11 protein-coding genes and 1 CRISPR repeat array are annotated in these 18,583 nt (G+C 55.7%); of the genes, 2 read left to right on the forward strand and 9 right to left on the reverse strand.

The genetic code is table 11. The annotated features are described in order from the left end of the window. Positions 1-338: 338 nt before the first annotated feature. Positions 339-2,099, reverse strand: coding sequence for a TolC family protein (locus FHS27_RS18905; RefSeq protein ID WP_184306439.1), 1,761 nt, complete (start codon positions 2,097-2,099; stop codon positions 339-341). A 474-nt stretch (positions 2,100-2,573) separates the two neighbouring features. Here FHS27_RS18905 and FHS27_RS18910 point away from each other — a divergent pair, with 474 nt between their 5' ends. Beyond that, entirely contained in the window at positions 2,574-3,395 is an 822-nt protein-coding gene (locus FHS27_RS18910; protein ID WP_315854624.1) for a YwiC-like family protein, read from the forward strand. Positions 3,396-3,475: 80 nt separating this feature from the next. On the opposite strand, the gene FHS27_RS18915 is transcribed toward FHS27_RS18910, so the two are convergent. Beyond that, positions 3,476-5,077 (reverse strand): c-type cytochrome, encoded by a 1,602-nt coding sequence (locus FHS27_RS18915; protein WP_184306440.1) that lies wholly within the window; start codon positions 5,075-5,077, stop codon positions 3,476-3,478. Positions 5,078-5,130: 53 nt separating this feature from the next. After that, a complete protein-coding gene (locus tag FHS27_RS18920) occupies positions 5,131-6,333 on the reverse strand; it encodes a hypothetical protein (protein ID WP_246420153.1) in 1,203 nt (400 codons plus the stop codon). 315 nt (positions 6,334-6,648) lie between these two features. Here FHS27_RS18920 and FHS27_RS31420 point away from each other — a divergent pair, with 315 nt between their 5' ends. Then, positions 6,649-6,783, forward strand: a complete 135-nt coding sequence (locus FHS27_RS31420) for a hypothetical protein (protein ID WP_261363945.1) — start codon at positions 6,649-6,651, stop codon at positions 6,781-6,783. Positions 6,784-7,000: 217 nt separating this feature from the next. Beyond that, a CRISPR array of direct repeats spans positions 7,001-8,925; the repeat unit is 36 nt; unit sequence GCTTCAATGAGGCCGCGTTCCAATGAACGCGGAAGG. Between the two features lie 233 nt (positions 8,926-9,158). Here FHS27_RS31420 and cas4g/cas1g read toward each other — a convergent pair. The 6 genes from cas4g/cas1g to cas7g all read right to left on the reverse strand — a co-directional run bounded on the left by cas4g/cas1g (position 9,159) and on the right by cas7g (position 18,544). Next, entirely contained in the window at positions 9,159-10,934 is a 1,776-nt protein-coding gene (cas4g/cas1g, locus tag FHS27_RS18925; protein ID WP_184306442.1) for a CRISPR-associated endonuclease Cas4g/Cas1g, read from the reverse strand. A gap of 133 nt (positions 10,935-11,067) precedes the next feature. Then, the gene (gene cas2, locus FHS27_RS18930; RefSeq protein WP_184306443.1) at positions 11,068-11,358 is read right to left on the reverse strand and encodes a CRISPR-associated endonuclease Cas2; all 291 of its coding nucleotides are present in this window, start codon (positions 11,356-11,358) and stop codon (positions 11,068-11,070) included. Positions 11,359-11,470: 112 nt separating this feature from the next. Continuing rightward, complete coding sequence (locus FHS27_RS18935; RefSeq protein WP_184306444.1) at positions 11,471-12,439, reverse strand: type I-G CRISPR-associated protein, Cas3-extension family; 969 nt, start codon at positions 12,437-12,439, stop codon at positions 11,471-11,473. After that, the gene (gene cas3g / locus FHS27_RS18940; protein ID WP_184306445.1) at positions 12,436-15,630 is read right to left on the reverse strand and encodes a type I-G CRISPR-associated helicase/endonuclease Cas3g; all 3,195 of its coding nucleotides are present in this window, start codon (positions 15,628-15,630) and stop codon (positions 12,436-12,438) included. The genes FHS27_RS18935 and cas3g overlap by 4 nt, the downstream gene beginning before the upstream one ends. Then, entirely contained in the window at positions 15,627-17,276 is a 1,650-nt protein-coding gene (csb2, locus tag FHS27_RS18945; RefSeq protein ID WP_184306446.1) for a type I-G CRISPR-associated protein Csb2, read from the reverse strand. The genes cas3g and csb2 overlap by 4 nt, the downstream gene beginning before the upstream one ends. Continuing rightward, positions 17,273-18,544, reverse strand: a complete 1,272-nt coding sequence (gene cas7g, locus FHS27_RS18950; RefSeq protein WP_221225213.1) for a type I-G CRISPR-associated RAMP protein Csb1/Cas7g — start codon at positions 18,542-18,544, stop codon at positions 17,273-17,275. The genes csb2 and cas7g overlap by 4 nt, the downstream gene beginning before the upstream one ends. Between the last annotated feature and the right edge of the window lie 39 nt (positions 18,545-18,583).

The following is an 18,583-nucleotide window of genomic DNA, read 5'->3' on the forward strand; positions in this document are numbered from 1 at the left end:
GCGCAGCAACGTATGATTGGAAGGATTCTATACCAATGCGATGTTAAGGCTCTTCAAAAGTGTTTGCGAACGACGCATACACTGTGAATAGATCGCCTCGACAACGACATTCTCCTTCGGTGCGTTGACTGCGAAAGGTCATCATACTGTATAGAGACAGCGATGAAACATGCACCAAATTGTCTGTGAGAATCACATCCCGTGTGTCATAACGAAGGACCGTTTGACGGTTTCGTCGACCAGATTCCTAGGTCGATTCTAAGACACGGCAATGCGTCGAACGTTCAAATATCCCGAGTGTAAAAAAGGGACAAACAAGATAGATGTGTCAGCGGTCGCTATTGGCCGCCGAAGGAAGCCCCACGGATTCCGTCGCCATCGGTATAGTCCGTCGGGGAGTCGAGCCCACCCGTCAGCAGCAAGCCGTCGACCTTCGCGGACGCACCCGCGAGGCGACCTTTGGCGTCGATCAAGCGAATCGATGCTTCATAGAAACTCCGCCGCACGATCAACACCTGCAGGAATTCCAACTCGCCCGCCCGGTAGGCTTCTTCAGAGAGGTCGAGGCTCTTTTGCGCCTGCGGCAGAATCTCGTCTTCGTATTTTCGTACGGCCGCCAACGCCGATTCGAACTCCTGTGCCGTGCGGGCTAACCGAGACCGGATCGACTGCTCGATTCGTTTGACCTCTTGAGTCGCACGCACGTAGTCGGCATAGGCTGCGGAAATGTTGCCTTGGTTCTTATTCCAAACGGGGATCGGCGCGGTGACTTGTAGGTTGATCATTCCGTTATCGGTACCGACGTCGTATCCAGCGCCCAATTGCCCCGTGATGTTGGGGATGTATTGAACCTGTTGACGACGCAACAACGCTTGTTTCTCGCAGACGATCGCGCGAGCAACCGACAACTCGGGGCTCTGGCTGAAGATCGATGCGTAGGTCGATTCCCAATCGGGAGCGACGCCGGACGGATTCAGTTCCGCAACCAAATTCGCCGGCGTTGTCGCATGGATACCCGCGATTGCGGCCAGGTCTCGCCACGCGCCCTGATAGGCGAATTCGGCTTGCTCGGCCGCTAACTGGATCTCGCTGAGGAGTGTTTGGGCTTGCAACGTTTCGATCAACGTTCCTTCTTCGGCGCGTTCGCGATCCTCGGCGACTTCCACGCCTCGTTTGGCGACGAGTGAAAATCGCCGCGTCGCTTCAAGACTTTGTTGAGCCGCGAGAGCTTCGAAGAATCGGACGCGAACGTCGGTCAACACACGGTGGCGTTGTGTTTCGGTTTCCATCGCTTGGGCACGCGTCGTATGACCGAGCACCTCGCGATTGAGTTTGAGTTTGTTGCCGCGAACGAATTCTTGCTCGACGAAAATGCCATGCTGGTCCGTGTTGCGGTCCGCCATCTGTTGGCCGAAGTAGCCGAGTGTCGGGTTGGGGCGAGTTCCCACCTGTGCACGCAATCCGGCCGCCTTGCTGTGCGTCGCGCTTGCTGCAGCGATCGCGGGATGGTTGCCTAACGCCAATTGCTCGACATCGGCCAACGTGTAGGTTTGCTGAGTTTCCCCGTAGGCAATGCCATTGAAGTCAAACGATTCGGGGCAGTCGGCGCTGACGATCGGCGGTATCGAGAACGGCTCGATCACGAATGTCTCACCATTCGTGTTCACGTTGGTGGACGACTCGTACGCTTCGTCATCGCGAGACGCAGCGGTCTCTTTCGGTGCAAAGGTCGTTTGCAGGCGTTGTTTCAAACTCGGCTTCGAATCGCTGTTTGGATCGCTCGGCAGATTGATTCCGAACGCGCCGTCGTCGGTGTAATCAACCGTCTCAATGATCGGAACGGCTAACCTCATGTCTGGCTTCTGCATCAGCGCCGTAGGACTTCCGCTCGCGTCTTCCAAATGCGATTGAGCAGGAGATTGTCGCTGGCTTACGGGTGAGATCAGCGGCGCGTCGGTCGCCGTTTCACTGATGATGATCGAGTCCGTTGCGGCGTTCTTGTGAGCCTTCGTGCCGAAGTGAGCGTAAGTGCCGAGTTGTGCACATCCCGTCATCGCGAGAACCGAGCAAGCGGTCGTGGAGATAAGCAGCTTTTTCATTGACAATCACACAGGTGGTTGATGGCGCGGCGAAAGTCGCGTGGCCCGTTTTCGAGCGTGCTTTTCGCGTCGCAGTTGTGAAGGCGACTCGCGGGGACGATCGTCACATCCCGACCAGACAGTCCCCGCTGGAACTATCGGCTCGATCGGTCTAATCGCGTGTGGCCGAACGGCCCGCAGAATGGAAACAACCACGCCGCGTCCGACAAACCCGCACGACCGGAACAGTTTTCCTGGGATTGCGTGTACGGTTGTGCGTCCCTGCGCTGACTCGCGTCGAATCGTTTCGTCTCAAGAATGCCTTGCAGGAACTGGAAATCGCCGCGTTTTGGAGCGGCTGGTGGATAGACGCCGTGTGACGTTGTGCCGCACGAAAACCAGGCGACAAACATGCTCCTGGTGGTGTAGGTTTGGGGTTAGGTCCTGATCCATTTCGCTTTCAGGATGCGTCCGACCGTTTGAGCAAAGAATCCCGTGAGTTCCACCACTGCAATGCCCGCCGACTCGGCTTCTTCCCGTCCTCAATCCAATGCCAGCCAATCTCCGGGCGCGTCGGCCAAGTTGCAGCCGAAAGAGCATGGGGCGTATGCGATTTTGGGGATTCCGATGGTGACCGCGCTAGTGATTGCGGGACCGAGCGTTCCGGGGTGGTGTGTCGTGGGCGCGTCGATCGCCGGTTTTTTGGCGCACGAGCCGCTGCTCGTTGCGGCGGGACACCGCGGGCAACGAGCCAAGCGTGCGACGCCGGCGGCGCGAGGGCAACTGGTCGCGCTGCTTGGCATCGCAACGGCGTGTGGACTGATCGCACTCTTCACTGGATCCAATGCGGTCCGTCTCGCGTTGGCGGCGTGTGCGTTGATGGCGGTCTCATCGTTTGCGTTGGGACTAAATGGGCAACACCGAACGCTGGCCGGGCAAATGTGGGGTGTCGTCGGTTTGTCGATCCCCTGCGTTCCGATCCTCTTGGCAGGCGGTGTCGTTCCGGTTCATGCCTTCGCGGTATGGTCAACGTGGTTGATCGGATTTGGTGCAACGACGATGGCGGTGCGTGGTGTGATCGCGGCTCAGAAACGTCGCTCGAAGATTCTGCACTGGTCCTGCCTTATCGCGTTCTCACTGTTAACCGGCGTGCTGATCGCCGTCGGTCACTCGCTCGCGATCACGGTAGTCCCGATGCTCGTCATGAGTGTTTATCTGTTGCTCTATCCGCCCCCTGCCCGTCATCTCAAACGGGTTGGATGGACGTTGGTTGGTGGAACGGTCGCATCGGCAGCGTGGATGATCGTGATCGCTTGAACCGCACAGCGTGTTGCCGATCACATCGCCTCTTTTGATAAACGCTCTCATTGGCAACCTCGCGTTTATCGCCGCGGCGGCTAAAGCGTTTTGAGGTATTCGAGGACGGCGAGTTTTTCGTCTTCGTCGAGAGCGTCGGGGTAATCATGCCCGGCTGCGGATTTGCCGAACCGACGCGTGTCGAAGTAGCCGCGACGTATTGCTACGTCCGGTTCTTCCAACGGCACCCGTTCGACCTCTTCAACCGTCAAGCCGATTTGGCGTTCATCCATCGCCTCACCAACGCGGCGCCACACAGTCGGTCGTTCACTCGGGTTCAGCACATGCCATAGCGTCGGCACGCTGCCGTTGTGAAAGTACGGCGCACTCGCCCACACGCCATCGAGCGGTGGTGCGACGTATCCCTTCGGATCCGTCAACGTCGTCTGTTCATCCGGTTCACCGGCGTTTGCGAACCAACTGCGAGAATATCGCTCTCGTCCGGCGACCGTTAACGCTCGATGACGCACCGCGTCGGTGCCAATCTCGTCGATCGGTACCATTCGGTTCGGGTAGGCGGCAATGGATTCCGCATCGCTTGCATGCCCATAGGTGCCATGGCACTCGGCACACGTTTGCTCAAACAGGTGCCTTCCCTTGTCTGCCAACGCGGCGTCAATCGATTCGGAGTATTTAGGCGGGCGCAGTGACGAGAGATACGCGTAAACGTCTCGGAATGAGTCTTCGTTTTCGGGATAAAAGCTCGCGTCATTTTCGGGAACGAGAGTGAACTGCATCAATCCTCGGTGTCCCTTTTCCGCGAACCCGTCGATGTAGATGTAGGGACGACGGTAGAAGTACCACCACGGCGGCGCGTCCATGTCATGGTGAGTGAATGAAACCGGCGTTCGTTGCACGACATTCAAATTGTCGTCGCGGTAATGCATCAGCCCCATCCCGAAAACGACCGCATTGGTCGTCCCGTGTGTCGTCCCCAACGGGATGATCAGCGAACCGAGTTCCATTCGTCCGAGCGGTTTCCCTAGACGAAACTTGGTGCTGCGGACATCCTCGGTTAACGTTTGCAGTGCGAATCGGTTGTTGGGGGCGCCGGGTGTGGGGCGTCCGTAAACCGAACCGCCGTGGCATGAAAAGCAGTTCATTGTCCAATTGCCTTCCTCGTCAACCACATACTGCAGCGGCAGGCCTGGATCTTCTCTACCGTCGGTCGTTGGTTCCAACGCGGCTGGTTTGGCAACGCTCGTCGATGAATTGTTCGTGTCGGTTGTTGGCCCGGTCGCGTCAGGACGTGGCGTCAGCCCGTATCGGTCAAACGCCATGGCTCGTCGTTCGGCGATTGATGCGTCCGCCGCTCGGCTCTTTAGCGGTTCGGGCCAACTTCGCCATAGATCATCAAAAACTTCCTGATCGAAATCACTCGGCAGCAACGCGTGGTTGGTCAAGAAGTCAAAGCCGCGATCGGGATCCGCGTCGCCGGATACCTTCTCGGTTTCGTTCGATTGCTTCGCATAAGCGGAAGATTCCGCGGCATGGATCGATGGCGTGACACCGGCGTCGCAGGCGAACACGAACAGCAGAGCTAGCCCGAGTCGAGCGAGGAAGGATGTCGAAACAGCGGTGGATACGAAACGGCACACGGCGAACCAATGCGGGAGAGATCGAATGAAGCCGGCGAGGATCACGTTGATCGCTCGCCTCCTTCATTATGCCCGCCGTCAACCGGAATGATTAACCCTTATTGTGGTCGCCCGATCGAAGATTTCACCAAATCGGTCAGTTGAAATTCTGCGTTCTGACTGTTTGCCATCCGCGTTTGCAGTGTTTCCACGGCACGTCGTGCGTCGCAGTATTCCAGTGCGACCACGCGGACATCGGCGGGCAGTTTGCGAATAATCGGGTCGGTGTAAGGATCGGCGTTGGCGAAAATCAACCGTTCCGCCCAATCACTGTGCAGGTCAACGGCATCGGAATCCAGTTTCGCGGCAACGTGACGCAGCAGCGTCGACAGCGATCGAGCGGGAGAGGTGGCACGAACGTTACGGGCCTCATGTCGCAGAGTGGCTTCGGCGTCAGCGAAATCGCGAGCGGCTTGCCAAGCGACGGGGTCGCCCTCGGCGTGGACGGCGACGACGAACCGGCCCTCACCGAGAGGTCGCATCGCGTCACGATCTTCACCCAACACTGGAATTTGCGAGAACGCGTCACTGACGGAACTCTTCTTCGACGAGCGTCCGAATGCGACGACCGACACGTCGACAAGTCCCGATCGGAAACCGGCGGGAACGTCAAACGTGAGCTTGAACTCCTTCTCGCCTTCGAGCACCTGAGTCGAGGTCCACCGGAGCTTGTAGTAAACGCCACGTCCACGCTCGATCGTTCCCGCCGCGGTCACGGCATGCAGCGGTGCGTGACGATCGAATTGCAACGACTCGGTTTGCTTGGACCCCTTGTCGCCGCCCACGTGAGCTTTACCGATCGATCCTTGAACCACGTCGACCGCCATTCCGAACGACTGGCTGTCTTCGTCCGACGTTTTGACTTGGATCGGTCCGGCGTACTCGCTAGCCGTTTCCGTTCGTGGGCTGTAGTTAACAACACGCCACGACGGATTGCGAGGCACGCAGCGAATCATCCAGCGATCGATTTGCGGGAAGACACTTCCGCTGACCAAAGAGGACAATCGTAACGTGATCTCGACAGGCTCACCCGCGTCACTGGTGATCAGGTCATCGGGGCGTTCGCAAACGACCGGCACCGCAACGGCCGTCGCGGGCAAGTCAAACGAGATGACCGGAGCATCGGCCCCGACCGCGACTTGACTCGGCGATCCCATGGCCACTGACATCGCACCCACGAAAAGCAACATCGAGCAGGAGGACGTTGCGTGTGCGATTGATTCACGTGTGAAGCGTGAGACAAATTGGATGGTAGTGTTCATTGCGTTGGTGCTCCGTTCCATTTCGACATTTCCAGGTGGCTGTGTCGCAGCAAGGCTGAGAGCCTTTTGCAAACCATGTGCCGGGTCATCCGGCCAGCTACCGTTCCGTCATGGATACGGGCCATGCGAGAGGAGCGAGAGGCCATTCGCCTCATCGCCGTCGTCTCTCCTGCACAGCGTTGCAATGATGCCCAATGTCGTTGCCAAGACAAGTGATTCGAGTCAACGAACAGCCCCAATGCCCGCTATTTGAGAGCATTTCGGTGTCTGCGTGAAACATGCTCGCCCAGCTGGAAATGTCGAGCGACCGTGATCGTGAAACATGGCAACGTCGGTGATGACGCGCCGCATGCCGCCGATGCCATGCCCGCCCGTTTGACTCGATTGGACAGTTGGTTTGACGAGGATTCTCTCGTGGAAACCGCTGTGAACCTGCGTCGGCGAGGCTGAGTTTGACGTGCCGCATCGACGGACCACGCTGGAACGAAAAAACTTCGTATCGCGCATCGGAGGCAAAACGATCAAATGATCTGCCAGAGTAAAATTGACCATCGACGGAACGTTTTACTCACCCAGAGAGTCACGCGTGCGCGAAACGTGGACGAAGAGCGTGAGTTTGCGGCTTCTTCTCAAATGGCGACGATTCCCATGCACTGCTGGCAAAGAGCATTCAATAAGGCCGCGTTCCAATGAACGCGGAAGGAAGCTCGCGAGCACTAGCGCGGCGATCAGCAATGCGCTTCAATGAGGCCGCGTTCCAATGAACGCGGAAGGGTTGCTCGCACGCGGCCGAGAAACTGACGCCTTCGGCGCTTCAATGAGGCCGCGTTCCAATGAACGCGGAAGGTCGGCGTTTTTTGGCAGTATGCGAGCGCCGAGGCCAAGCTTCAATGAGGCCGCGTTCCAATGAACGCGGAAGGGCGATCGAGCAGCACTTTCGCACCCTCGATCCGCTCGCGGCTTCAATGAGGCCGCGTTCCAATGAACGCGGAAGGCCGTTTATCCGACCCTCAGCGATGAAAGCACTCACCCGCTTCAATGAGGCCGCGTTCCAATGAACGCGGAAGGCCAGCATTATGTGCGGCTAGAAGATAGCGAAGGACTGCTTCAATGAGGCCGCGTTCCAATGAACGCGGAAGGCATGCTTTTTCTCCTGATAGCACCCCCGGCAGGGTTCGCTTCAATGAGGCCGCGTTCCAATGAACGCGGAAGGATGGTTAAGCAAGCCAGTTACGAAGTGTATGAACAAGCTTCAATGAGGCCGCGTTCCAATGAACGCGGAAGGGACATGAACGGGCTGGTAAATACGATCCGGCGAACGCTTCAATGAGGCCGCGTTCCAATGAACGCGGAAGGAAGTTGATTTGGTTGACCGTGCTCGCTTGGTCGAGGCTTCAATGAGGCCGCGTTCCAATGAACGCGGAAGGGTGATATTGCCTGCGGTGTGGGCTCTGGCGAAACCCTTGCTTCAATGAGGCCGCGTTCCAATGAACGCGGAAGGTTGGCTGCGGCGGCGGCAGGTCGTCGATCGAAAAGCAGCTTCAATGAGGCCGCGTTCCAATGAACGCGGAAGGGTTGGGTTATCCGAGCCGATTGAAACCAAACACCCTCGCTTCAATGAGGCCGCGTTCCAATGAACGCGGAAGGATGTGACCGATCATCAGGCAGCACTCGAAATCACGGGCTTCAATGAGGCCGCGTTCCAATGAACGCGGAAGGCCGAACCTTGGCGGGTCGGCGGGGCAACCTTTTCCACGCTTCAATGAGGCCGCGTTCCAATGAACGCGGAAGGGCGAGCGATCGGATACGCACTCGACGCGATTGACGCGCTTCAATGAGGCCGCGTTCCAATGAACGCGGAAGGCGTTGGAGTATCTCAACCCCAACATGCCGAGGATGGCTTCAATGAGGCCGCGTTCCAATGAACGCGGAAGGGGTGGGCGATGCTGGTTATCACAACCGTTGGTCGGACCGCTTCAATGAGGCCGCGTTCCAATGAACGCGGAAGGCCGGAGAACCGCAAGGCGGCCGGCGGCAAGAAGTTCGCTTCAATGAGGCCGCGTTCCAATGAACGCGGAAGGTTGGTCGGCTCGGGGTGCGGGGTTTTCTATTACTTCAGCTTCAATGAGGCCGCGTTCCAATGAACGCGGAAGGCGATCACTCAAAAGAAATCAACGTATTTTTACCCTTGCTTCAATGAGGCCGCGTTCCAATGAACGCGGAAGGGTCGACAAGCTGATTGAAGCGAAATCAGATATTATCGCTTCAATGAGGCCGCGTTCCAATGAACGCGGAAGGTTTTCGTTTGATCGTAGAAGAACGCACGCAAACGTTTGCTTCAATGAGGCCGCGTTCCAATGAACGCGGAAGGGTGCAAGTGTAGTGTACGCTTTGGAAAACTACTTCCCTGGCTTCAATGAGGCCGCGTTCCAATGAACGCGGAAGGGTGAGTATCTTTCTATTAGGGAACAAGATTACCTAGCTTCAATGAGGCCGCGTTCCAATGAACGCGGAAGGTTCGCACGGATTTGACGGCTATCATTGCGAGCGATGCCGGCTTCAATGAGGCCGCGTTCCAATGAACGCGGAAGGGGGCCCCTGGCGTATGTCCAGAAATTTAGGCGATTTCGGAGCGTTTTGCGAGCGGTACGTTGGTTTCATGAGATTGCGGTTCTTCCATTGAGAGGAATCGACGTTTGGCTCATGTTTTACACGTGTTTGTGATTGCGAGCGGGGAGGGGGAATTGGTCGTTACCTGACCGCTCGCGTCTTTCTTATGCGAGAATGGCCCCTTGCGCGAGCTGGTATTGCGTTGTCAAAGATTTCTATCGTGTGACGAAGATCGGTGCCGCCTCAATCTCGCCTGAGATCATTTTTCCGACCAGTCTCGTCTGAATTTCCAACAACCGTCGATAGCTCACACGGTAATCAAACAGCGGATGCGTCACCAATTGATCCATCCGGATTTCATAAGCTCTGAAAAACGCTTTGCGTCCGGACTCGGTCATGTGGACTGCCTCGCCACCGGGCGTGAAGTGTTCTGGTGTGACCATCCGGTTGTTGACCGCTGTGATGACCACGGATTCGGCGATCAAGGGACGAAAGGGCTCCATCAAATCCAGCGCCAAGGCGGGCTTTCCGGGGCGCGGCTGATGATAGAAACCCAAATAGGGATCCAGTCCAACGGATGCGGCGGCAACGGTCAAATCTTTGGACAGCAGGCTGTAGGCGAATGACAGCATGGCGTTGACCGGATCACGTGGCGGGCGGCGACTGCGAGTCGTGAAATCGAACGCCCATCTTGGCGGTTGTGGCACCGCTGCCGCCGGATCGGCTGGCTCACTGCCGGGTTTCAACATGCCGGAAAAGTGGCTGAAATAGATTCTGGCAGCGTTGCCTTCGACGCCGAGTAAAGTCGCCGCCGATGTGACCCGGTCGCAACTCGACGCGATGCGTTTGAGCTCTTTGATCGCGGAGACGGGCGGTTCGATATGATTTCGCATCAAAAGAACGCGTGAGTTGGCGATCTTTCCCTTTACCAACAACTTGGCAATTTCCAAGCTGCGTTCTGCGTCATCGGCGATCCGAAACTGGCTGCGTCTGAGCAGAATATTTTTCAAACCGGTCGTCTGAAGCATGCCGCGAAAGCCGCCGTGACTGGAAAACATCACCGTCGGCACGTCCAACTCACAAAGCGTCTGCAGGGACTGGATCGACATTTGGATGTTGCCGAACAGGTTGACTTGATTGATTTCTCGCAGCCGGACCTCTTGAACGATACGTCCATCTTTCTTGATTTGCAGGACTTCGCCGGACTTGCCGACAAACAGTCCCTGCGTATTCAAATACAGTGGTCGTTGGTCGTCGCGGGGTGTGGCGGGCAACCGCACGACGGGTTTGGCGCCGTCGACTTCAGGTGCGGGGAGACAGCGGTTGGTCTCGTCGGGCAGACATACCGGCGAGAGCGAACAATGGGGGCACTTTGGGCTGGCGATGAGCGGAGGTGGTGGCTTGGGAAGGTCGTCGAGTTGGCGAGCTCGCATCACGGCAGCCTTGGTCAATTCGATGAGCGCTTCGTCGATCTCGATTATCACACGTTGACGCGTTTCGTTGAAATACAGGACTCCTCGATCGCATTGAAATCCGTTGGCACGCAATACCAACGCTTGCAAGCAAATTTGCACTCGCTCGGGATCCCAAGCGATGATCGATCCGTCGGGACCACGTTTCGGCGATCCCCGTTTGTAGTCGACCGGTGTTGCGATGGTTCCATCGGTCTCGACCAAATCCAGTTTGGCGATGACTTGGAGATCGTCGCAGCCCAAGGTGACGCTCCGTGCGTGGATATCACGCGGAGGCGGTTCTGGCAGGAGCGGTTGGTTCGTGTCGACGCCATTCTCCGCGTCGCGTGCTTCCACGTCCGCCGCCATGCCAGGCAATCGTGCTTGGGCAATCAATGCATCCGTTTTGGCATCGACACGTCGATGGACAAAATCACCATCGGCGGTAAAGCGATTGGTTAGGAATTGTCCTTCGACATGCATCAAGTAATACAGGCGGTCACAGTAAACCGCTTCATTGATCATTCGCGCAGGGATCATGGTGTTGCTGCCTTTAGGGAACGAAGTGGATGACGGAATCCGTTGAAGTCGTGGTTTAAAACGCGGAAGCTGGCTGGATGTGGTAGCCGTCAAACCGCTCTATCTAAAGAGTGGATCTGGCGTCGAAGGAAGATCATACAATCACGCAGGCGTTATCCACGGGTGTGTAGGGTTTTCCAATCGCTGTGATCGCGCGGTCACCGCGACCGGCAGCGGGCCCGAGATTGATGAAGAGGACTTGGTCTTCGTGATGGTGCACGATGTCGACAATCCGCGACTTCAGGTTGGTTAATTCTTCTGGGTTGAGCTGGCATTCAAAAACGCTGTACTGCAGGTGATCCCCCCAGTTACGCATCGTCTTGAACACCTTGCGAAGACGTTTCGGGTCACAGATGTCGTACGTCACCAGGTAAGAATGTCTCATGGAAAGCAACCTTCCGAAAATGCGCAACCGCCCCCAAACCTGCACCACGAGGCCAGGAAAAATAGAACGAAACAACCGACTTGAGAAAAAACGTGGACGTGGGCGGTCGCGGCTACTCCGAGTTAATGGATACTGCGACTGCTGGCGTCATGTTTCGGAACTTGCCAACAGTGATGCGTTGAGATCTGAATACTGTCGCGATGCCGCGAGATTTCAGTGCTTGAAACTTCGTTGGGTCAGATTCTGAAAACAGATCGGACAACTGCAATGTGCTTTGCACTGCAGGTAAACTTGCATCGACACTCCAAATTGGCCATGACCAGAACGTGCCACGATGAGACCGGAATCCAGTTGTTTGCAAGTTTCCGTACATGGGCGCCGTTGTAAACATTGGGATTGCCTCGATCGCCAAACGGTTCGCACCACGCATCGCCTTTGACGGATCTTTGCTAGGCTCCTTCCAACGCAATGCATGGCGACGGTCGTCACTTGGGTCCCACCGTAAATTCAGCCCGCGTCCTTCGTCGGTATATCGCCACAAATCAAACAGTGACGATCGCAAGTGCTTCACCGACGTTTGTGAAATGATCTTTCGCATGGACTTAAGGAAGTGCTGATTTCCCGCTCCGCTCATCGTGCGAAGCGCGGTGTCCTGCATCAACTGGCGATTTTTGGAGTGCGATTGGTGTGTCGCATCCGTTCCAAAGGCCGCAAGAAATGCCAGCGAGACAAGTGCAGCAGCATCACCCTCTTGCGCTTTCATTAGTTCCGTTCTTGAGAATCCGGAAAACGACTTCGGCGATATTGTTAGGTTATCCCCGAGAAGTTCTAGCAATGGGATCTGAGGTGCTTCCGAGAGCCAATCATCAAGTCGTTCGCAAAGACTGTCTTTAGTGAATCCCGGTTCTGAAGACGCGAGGATCGGTGTCCATGATCCCCCGACGATTTCCCAACGCATCGTTGTGTGGGAATTGGGAGAAATTATCGTCCAACTTCTTAACGCTCCAATTGCCGCCAGAAACGCGAGCGGATTCGATCCGTCGAGACCACGTAGTGCGATTTCACTTCGATCAACGGTCATCTTGTGACTCCGGTTGGTTCTGCGGGGGTGCGTTGGTGGGAATCATTGGATTGGATCCAAGACTCCATTTGGCTGACCTGTTGATCAGCGAGTCGAAGAGATGTTTCAAGACAAGCCAGCCCCCACCATCCATACTTTCGTGTTAGTCTCCAGAACCGATCAACAATGGGCGAGTCGACTCGGTGGTAAGCAACCTCGGATCGCGTTTGCTCGTCAATTTCCACGTCGGACAGACCGATGCGATGCAACGAAACCAGCTGTGGCGAGGTGTCCTCGCATACGGGAGCCCAAGGCCTTGCATGACCATGATGACTAGCGACGAGATGCAGAAGCAATTCCGCGTCCTCGACCTCTGACACTTCGGTCATGTTGTGTTCCACTATGGCAACGCTTAGTAGCTCGTGTCTGAAATGCCGCGGCAATTTACTCTGATCGTGGAGACGCTTCCGCGCGCGGGCACCACTGATCAGCGAAGCTGATTTTGCATACAAGCGATCTTCCCAGTGAGCAGCGAGCAAATCTCCACCAATCAGCATGGCTTGGAATCGCGGATCCGCCTTGCCCCAATCGTGAACCTCGGCGGAGCGAACGATCGTCTTCTCAAACGCGGACGCCGGAAAGATGGTTGCGTTCCACTGCGCCATGCGAGCAACACGGTTCAGGTGGGCTTTCAGTTCGATTGGTTTGCCCGCATGAATTTGTGACAGCGAATCGTCTCCGTCGTCAGTCAAACCAGGCGGGAAGGAGGTCGAAGCCGTGCTTGCAGCCAACGCCGTTACGGCCAATCGCGGGACGGATCCATATACTTCGCATCTCAGCTGGGATGGACGAACATTTTCAAAGCTAGCTGCAACGCCTATAGGGAGCTGGCAAATCAGTTCGTGAAGTTCTCCACGAGTGATGTGGAACTCACTCCCTTTTTTCATTTGATCAGAGTAGAGCGAGGTTAAGGCCGCGTCATTGAGCAAGTTCGGATGCAATCGAACGCAGGCCTGGTCCCGCGACTGGGCGAAGGCACTCGAGCCGATATCGATTTTGGCCAAAAGGTCAAAGTCGTCGCGATCCATTTTGACTTGGCTTTCGTCGCTTAACGCAGCGTCAAGCAGTTGCTGCCGCACAGAGCGTCCCAGTTCCGCGTGATCGCCATCTTCACCAGTGGACGGGATGTAGCCCAATTCATTCCAGCCTCCTGCAGTCACGGGGAAAACGAGTGTGTCACCCGGTTTGATTTCACTTAATCGCTGGACGACGACGCTATCGCTTGGGCCCCGCCACGCGACTGGACGCAACGGCACTGGGATCGCGTCCCGAGAGACCTTCGCTTCATCAGCAATCGATGGGATGTCTGCGGATTGATCGTTCTCCAGCTTTTTCGTACTGATCAAAGAGCCCAGCCAGGCAAAAAGTCTTCGCATCGACACGCTCAGGCATTCCGGCGATGACGGCGGGCAAACACTAATTGCATGAACCCGGTCGTTTTGTGCTTTGGGTGAACCGAGGCGTGGAACCGACAGCATGGCTGCTCCTCCGGCCGACGTGACCACAGAATCCAAGTCTGCACGCCAGCAAACCTGAACGTCGGGTTCGTTGCGTTGCGGTCCATGAAGCCAATATGAAACATCTGGGCTCGGCCAAGGGTCAGTGGATGTTTGGCAAAGCAAGTCAAGGTGTGCGGGCAACAACACAGGCGCATCCTCCGACGACGTTGACATGCGATTGCGCTGATCCGAATCAAGACGCGATACATGCTGCTTGAAAGCAGAAATACCAAAGTCAATCTTCTGATCGACCGCGATGGACTGAAGCCAATTCCACGCAAAACTCATCGCGTTTCCGTAGATCGGATCTTGGTACTTGAATGCCTTTTCGTCGGATTCCAACAGTTTGTCCGCTTTAATGCGGTCTTCTCGCATCACGACATGTGCTGTCGCGGTGATCGATCGCCCTCCGCGATTAAGACGCCCAAACCTCTGAGTCAACGCATCAACAGGGGCGGCTTCGGTGATAAGCACGTCAAAGTCGTAGTCAGCGCCAACCTCGATGCACTGAGTTGCCACCACAAAGATGGGCTCGTCTGTCGGGTGCCTTTCAACGCCGGTGGCAATTTTGTCACCAATTACTTTGGCTTGGTGATCCCGATCGATTGGGCGCATCGCACCGATGACAAGATGAACCTGTTGTCGTGAAATTCGCTTGTCCTTCAACAATCCTTCAACGGTTCGTTTAGCGGTGTCCACCATGTTGCACATGATGCCAATCGCGAGAGCTTTGCTGTCCTCCGAGAACACTTCATTCGTTGCCTTCTCCACAAGGACTTTGGCAAGTTGTGACGTCGCTTGGGTCCCTTTCGCCTTCGTGGCAACATCGAGTGTTGTCAACTTAGACGTATTTACCAGATGCCCCATGCGGGTGGTCTTGTCTGCCAACTCTTTTTCGCTGATCTCGAGCCTGACGGCACCGGGGGCGTCGGGTGGAGTGGCCGTCATTTGGACCACATTCATTGGCAACGAAAGAGGAATCTCGCTCCATTGCTTCGCTTGATAATTGCGGACCGCCGTGAGTGTCTGCGAGAACGGCTTCGATATGTGTGCTTCGTCCAAAATAACCAAGCTGTCATGCGCGACCGCCGTCGCCTGAATCGGACGTGCCGACCGAGAAACACCGTAACCCCGAAACAGTAAACGCGAACCCACTTGATCAACGGTGCTAGTCACAATCATCGGTTGCGTTAGCGACTGAAACCAAGCTGGATCTCGAAAGATTCCGCCTCTCAACTCGACGACCCTGAGCGGAGCACAATGTATTGAATCTGGACTGTAGTAACACAGGCGTTCAGCGACAGTTTTGAGGATGCCGTCCGTTGCGGTGTAAAGCCTGTCTCTCAAACGCTTCGCTCGCAAAAAGGCTTCGCTGACGACCGTTCGTCGATCAACGACCAGGAAAGTTCGCATCGGTGCGGTGCGTTTATCAGGAGACAATGTTGCCTGAACCGCCAACGCAAATACCGCAATTTCTATGGCTGATGTTTTCCCGGCGCCAGTGGGAACCGAAATATGCGTTGGCCACTGGCCTTCGCATGCAGCGGCTGCCAGCCTGGTCTGCCATTTCATGGGAGCAAAGGGCGTTCCCTCGTGATCGTGGTACAACGCACCAAAATAATCGTTGAAATCGCTGAAAGTGAGCTCGTTCATTTCGCACCTCGACATTCACTACCACGGGAATGATTAGGGCGACAGAATCCGTACCCGACAAACCGTCCCGCGCCGATCGAGACAGGCCCCTGGACCAATGTGTCAAATTCGATTCTTGCGTGCACCTGATATCGACTCGCCTTGCCATCTCTCGCACGCATTGTTGGGAACCCGCCGCCACTGGGCCTCGCTTTCAAAGTGCCGTTGATAAACGGGTTGTGGTGCACGTCGATGCCGATTGGATCCGGCAAGCCGATGTTACGACAACTCGACGCGATGATGCCGGAAACTTCTTCGTTCCACTCCTCGCGGTTGGCCAGGCGATCAGTCTTTGGAAACCGATCCAATGCCACTGGAGTCACGGTTTCCCAAACAGAACTGGCCTCTGTCCACGTCATTGCGAGAAGAGTTCGTGGCGGATTGAGCCTCATTTCCCGCACCAAGCGAATCGGAAGAGACGCAACCGTTCCGCCGGTAAGTTTCCGGAAGTGGTTCAGATTAAGGTTCAGCACCCATTCGTCAGTATCAGGGTCTCTCTCGAAAATCTCGCGAATGGCAACAGCTCTCTCACGCTCGTCGATACTCCGTGGAAATGCGATTGCGATTCCCATTAGATGACCGTCCGCATGTTGATGCGCGACGAATGGCAATGGCAGAACCGCTACATGCGCCTCGACAGCGGGGGCGCCATTGGCTTGGTGGCCTCCGAGCCACTCAGGGCTATGGCGACCTACAAAATTGTCATGGATCTTTTTCCGCACGGCGCCCGCCAACTGAAGCGTCGACTCAAGATGAATTGTGGGCGTGTCATCAAACGCCAGCACCATCATGTTCTCGTCGAATACTGTTTGCCGAACGTCTCGTTCTGCCGCCATTTTCTTTGCGTACCCTCGGGAGACCGCCCCGCGAGGACGAAGCGACTTTGGCCTTCCCTCAGGGAACTTCTCTTCGAGTTGTTGTTTCAGTGTTTTCGTTGCCTTTCCCTTGCTCTCAAGGATTTCCGTTTCTAAGTGAACGAATTCTTCGACAGCGTCAGAATTGAACCGCAATTCCATCGACTCCAAATCCCCAACCGAAATAATCCGCATCTGACATGTCGAGACCTCTGTGTTCGCCGACGGAGCCCAGTAGTTGAGTCTGCCACGATGTGATTCCAACTCGAAGTTCCGCTGGATCCAGACCCGCACAAGTGAGCTTGAGTGGCCGAGTCTCGACACGTGAAACGCGATGCTCTCTAGTTGCTCAGCCACTTTGTCGGGGATCGTTCCCTGCCATGCAAAGTGAATCACTTCGTCCTCAGGAATCGACGTTGGGAAAAAGCGTGGCTGTCGACTTCGGCTGGTTGCCAACAACTGATCTGCCTTAACTGAATCATTCACAGGAACAAACACCGTGACGGGAGTTCGCGAAGACGCATCCGAGGCCAGGATCTCTGGATCCTGCTGAGCTTCCAACCAATGCATCGCGTCGCGACGCGAGGCTAGCAATTCTTCGGAATCTTCTGGGTGGGATGATTCAAAAAACGCGGCGACCATCGCCATGTAAAGTCGAGCCGGATGAGGTGGCCATTCAGGCTTGTCCCATTTGCCGGTGTCTGTCGCAACGCAAACGCCGCGTAAGAATTCAACGCTGATGGACCACATCATTCGTTGCCCTCCGAACCGACCGAAGCGGCAATTTCTTGACTTCTCTGCAGCAGTTCGACCAACTGCTTGCCGGGAGTCAGCTCGATTGGATCGGTGTTGTAAGGGAGACCAACATCGACAGCTGATATGACGGCAGCTTCGTAGAGGCTGATGGCTTCGTCGGCCGAAATTTCAAACTTCTCTGTATCAGTACCGGGTTTGCCAAGTAACTCCCAGGTCGGGGCCTCACTTGGCCAAAGCAGACAGCGGCTGCGAAGATCTTGCCCACTTTCCGCCGCAAGCGTGACTGCGACAAGACCAAGTGAAAGCAGCACTGCTTGGGCGGCGTGATCGTATTCAACCTTGTACTGACCGTCGATGGGGAATTTCAGTTTCCTAAGTGCGGGCACCGAAATCACAGTTGTTTGTTCCGCGCGGCTGACGGTCACACCGCCAGCATTTGAGTCAATGGTTGGTGGAATATTTCCATGATTAACTTCACTGGGTGACTTGCCGTCTTTTGCACCCGCCTTTGCAAGCGTCCATGTACTGTCCTTTTTATTGATTTTCACTTTCGCCCCTGCGCGAATTTGCAACGGGTCGATGCGGCTACCCGTTTTGACGCCGGGCTTGACGTCGTAGCCAATGATCTCCGACACCAACGCTCGAGCGAACTTTGCGCCGAGGCCGCCCTTGGGCCCAGTGGAGTCCCAAACGCCAAAAACGAGAGCCGTGGGACAAAGCGAAAACAACGGTGTCGCATTGCGGATGCTCACGTTGTCGATTTGCTTACCCAATTCGGACTTGCGAAATGGAACTCCCTGGAACTCCGAATCTCGCAAAATTGCATCGGCGATCCTGTGCGGCGCCTGCAAGCTCGTGATTTTTCCAATCGGATCGATTAACGTAACGTCGGAGAAATCGACGGCGACGATAGGCAGTTGAATTTTCCCGTAATCGAGTGCATCTTGAAGTGCGTCTTCCATTCTGTTGGCCTGCGACTGAACCGAATCCAGCAATACGCAGGGAACCGATTTTGCCTCGCCATCGACCACAACGGTACGGTCTTCGCACGCATACTTAGCATCAAGGTAAGTCGGCGGAAACACTTTGTCGCCTTCTCCTCCCGCTGGCTGCAAAGTGAAGCGGCACCGCAGTGCAGCGGACGAGGTGATGATTTCGGTAATTTTAGACGCAGTTAGTTTCGTCATGTTTGATATGCTCTCGAAGGGCGCAGAATTGAAAAAGAAGTCGGAATAGTCAGTGGAAATGACGACACCAGGCTTCAACGTAATGTGGCTTGCAAATTTTTTTGTTCAGGGTGGAAG

The organism is Aporhodopirellula rubra (assembly GCF_014192335.1).
GTDB classification, from domain to species: Bacteria; Planctomycetota; Planctomycetia; order Pirellulales; family Pirellulaceae; genus Rhodopirellula; species Rhodopirellula rubra.

Coding starts and splice junctions, on each gene's coding strand:
- FHS27_RS18905 (WP_184306439.1), bottom strand. CDS start 2,099: ATGAAAAAGCTGCTTATCTCCACGACCGCTTGCTCGGTTCTCGCGATG.
- FHS27_RS18920 (WP_246420153.1), bottom strand. CDS start 6,333: ATGAACACTACCATCCAATTTGTCTCACGCTTCACACGTGAATCAATC.
- cas4g/cas1g (WP_184306442.1), bottom strand. CDS start 10,934: ATGATCCCTGCGCGAATGATCAATGAAGCGGTTTACTGTGACCGCCTG.
- cas2 (WP_184306443.1), bottom strand. CDS start 11,358: ATGAGACATTCTTACCTGGTGACGTACGACATCTGTGACCCGAAACGT.
- FHS27_RS18935 (WP_184306444.1), bottom strand. CDS start 12,439: ATGACCGTTGATCGAAGTGAAATCGCACTACGTGGTCTCGACGGATCG.
- cas3g (WP_184306445.1), bottom strand. CDS start 15,630: ATGAACGAGCTCACTTTCAGCGATTTCAACGATTATTTTGGTGCGTTG.
- csb2 (WP_184306446.1), bottom strand. CDS start 17,276: ATGATGTGGTCCATCAGCGTTGAATTCTTACGCGGCGTTTGCGTTGCG.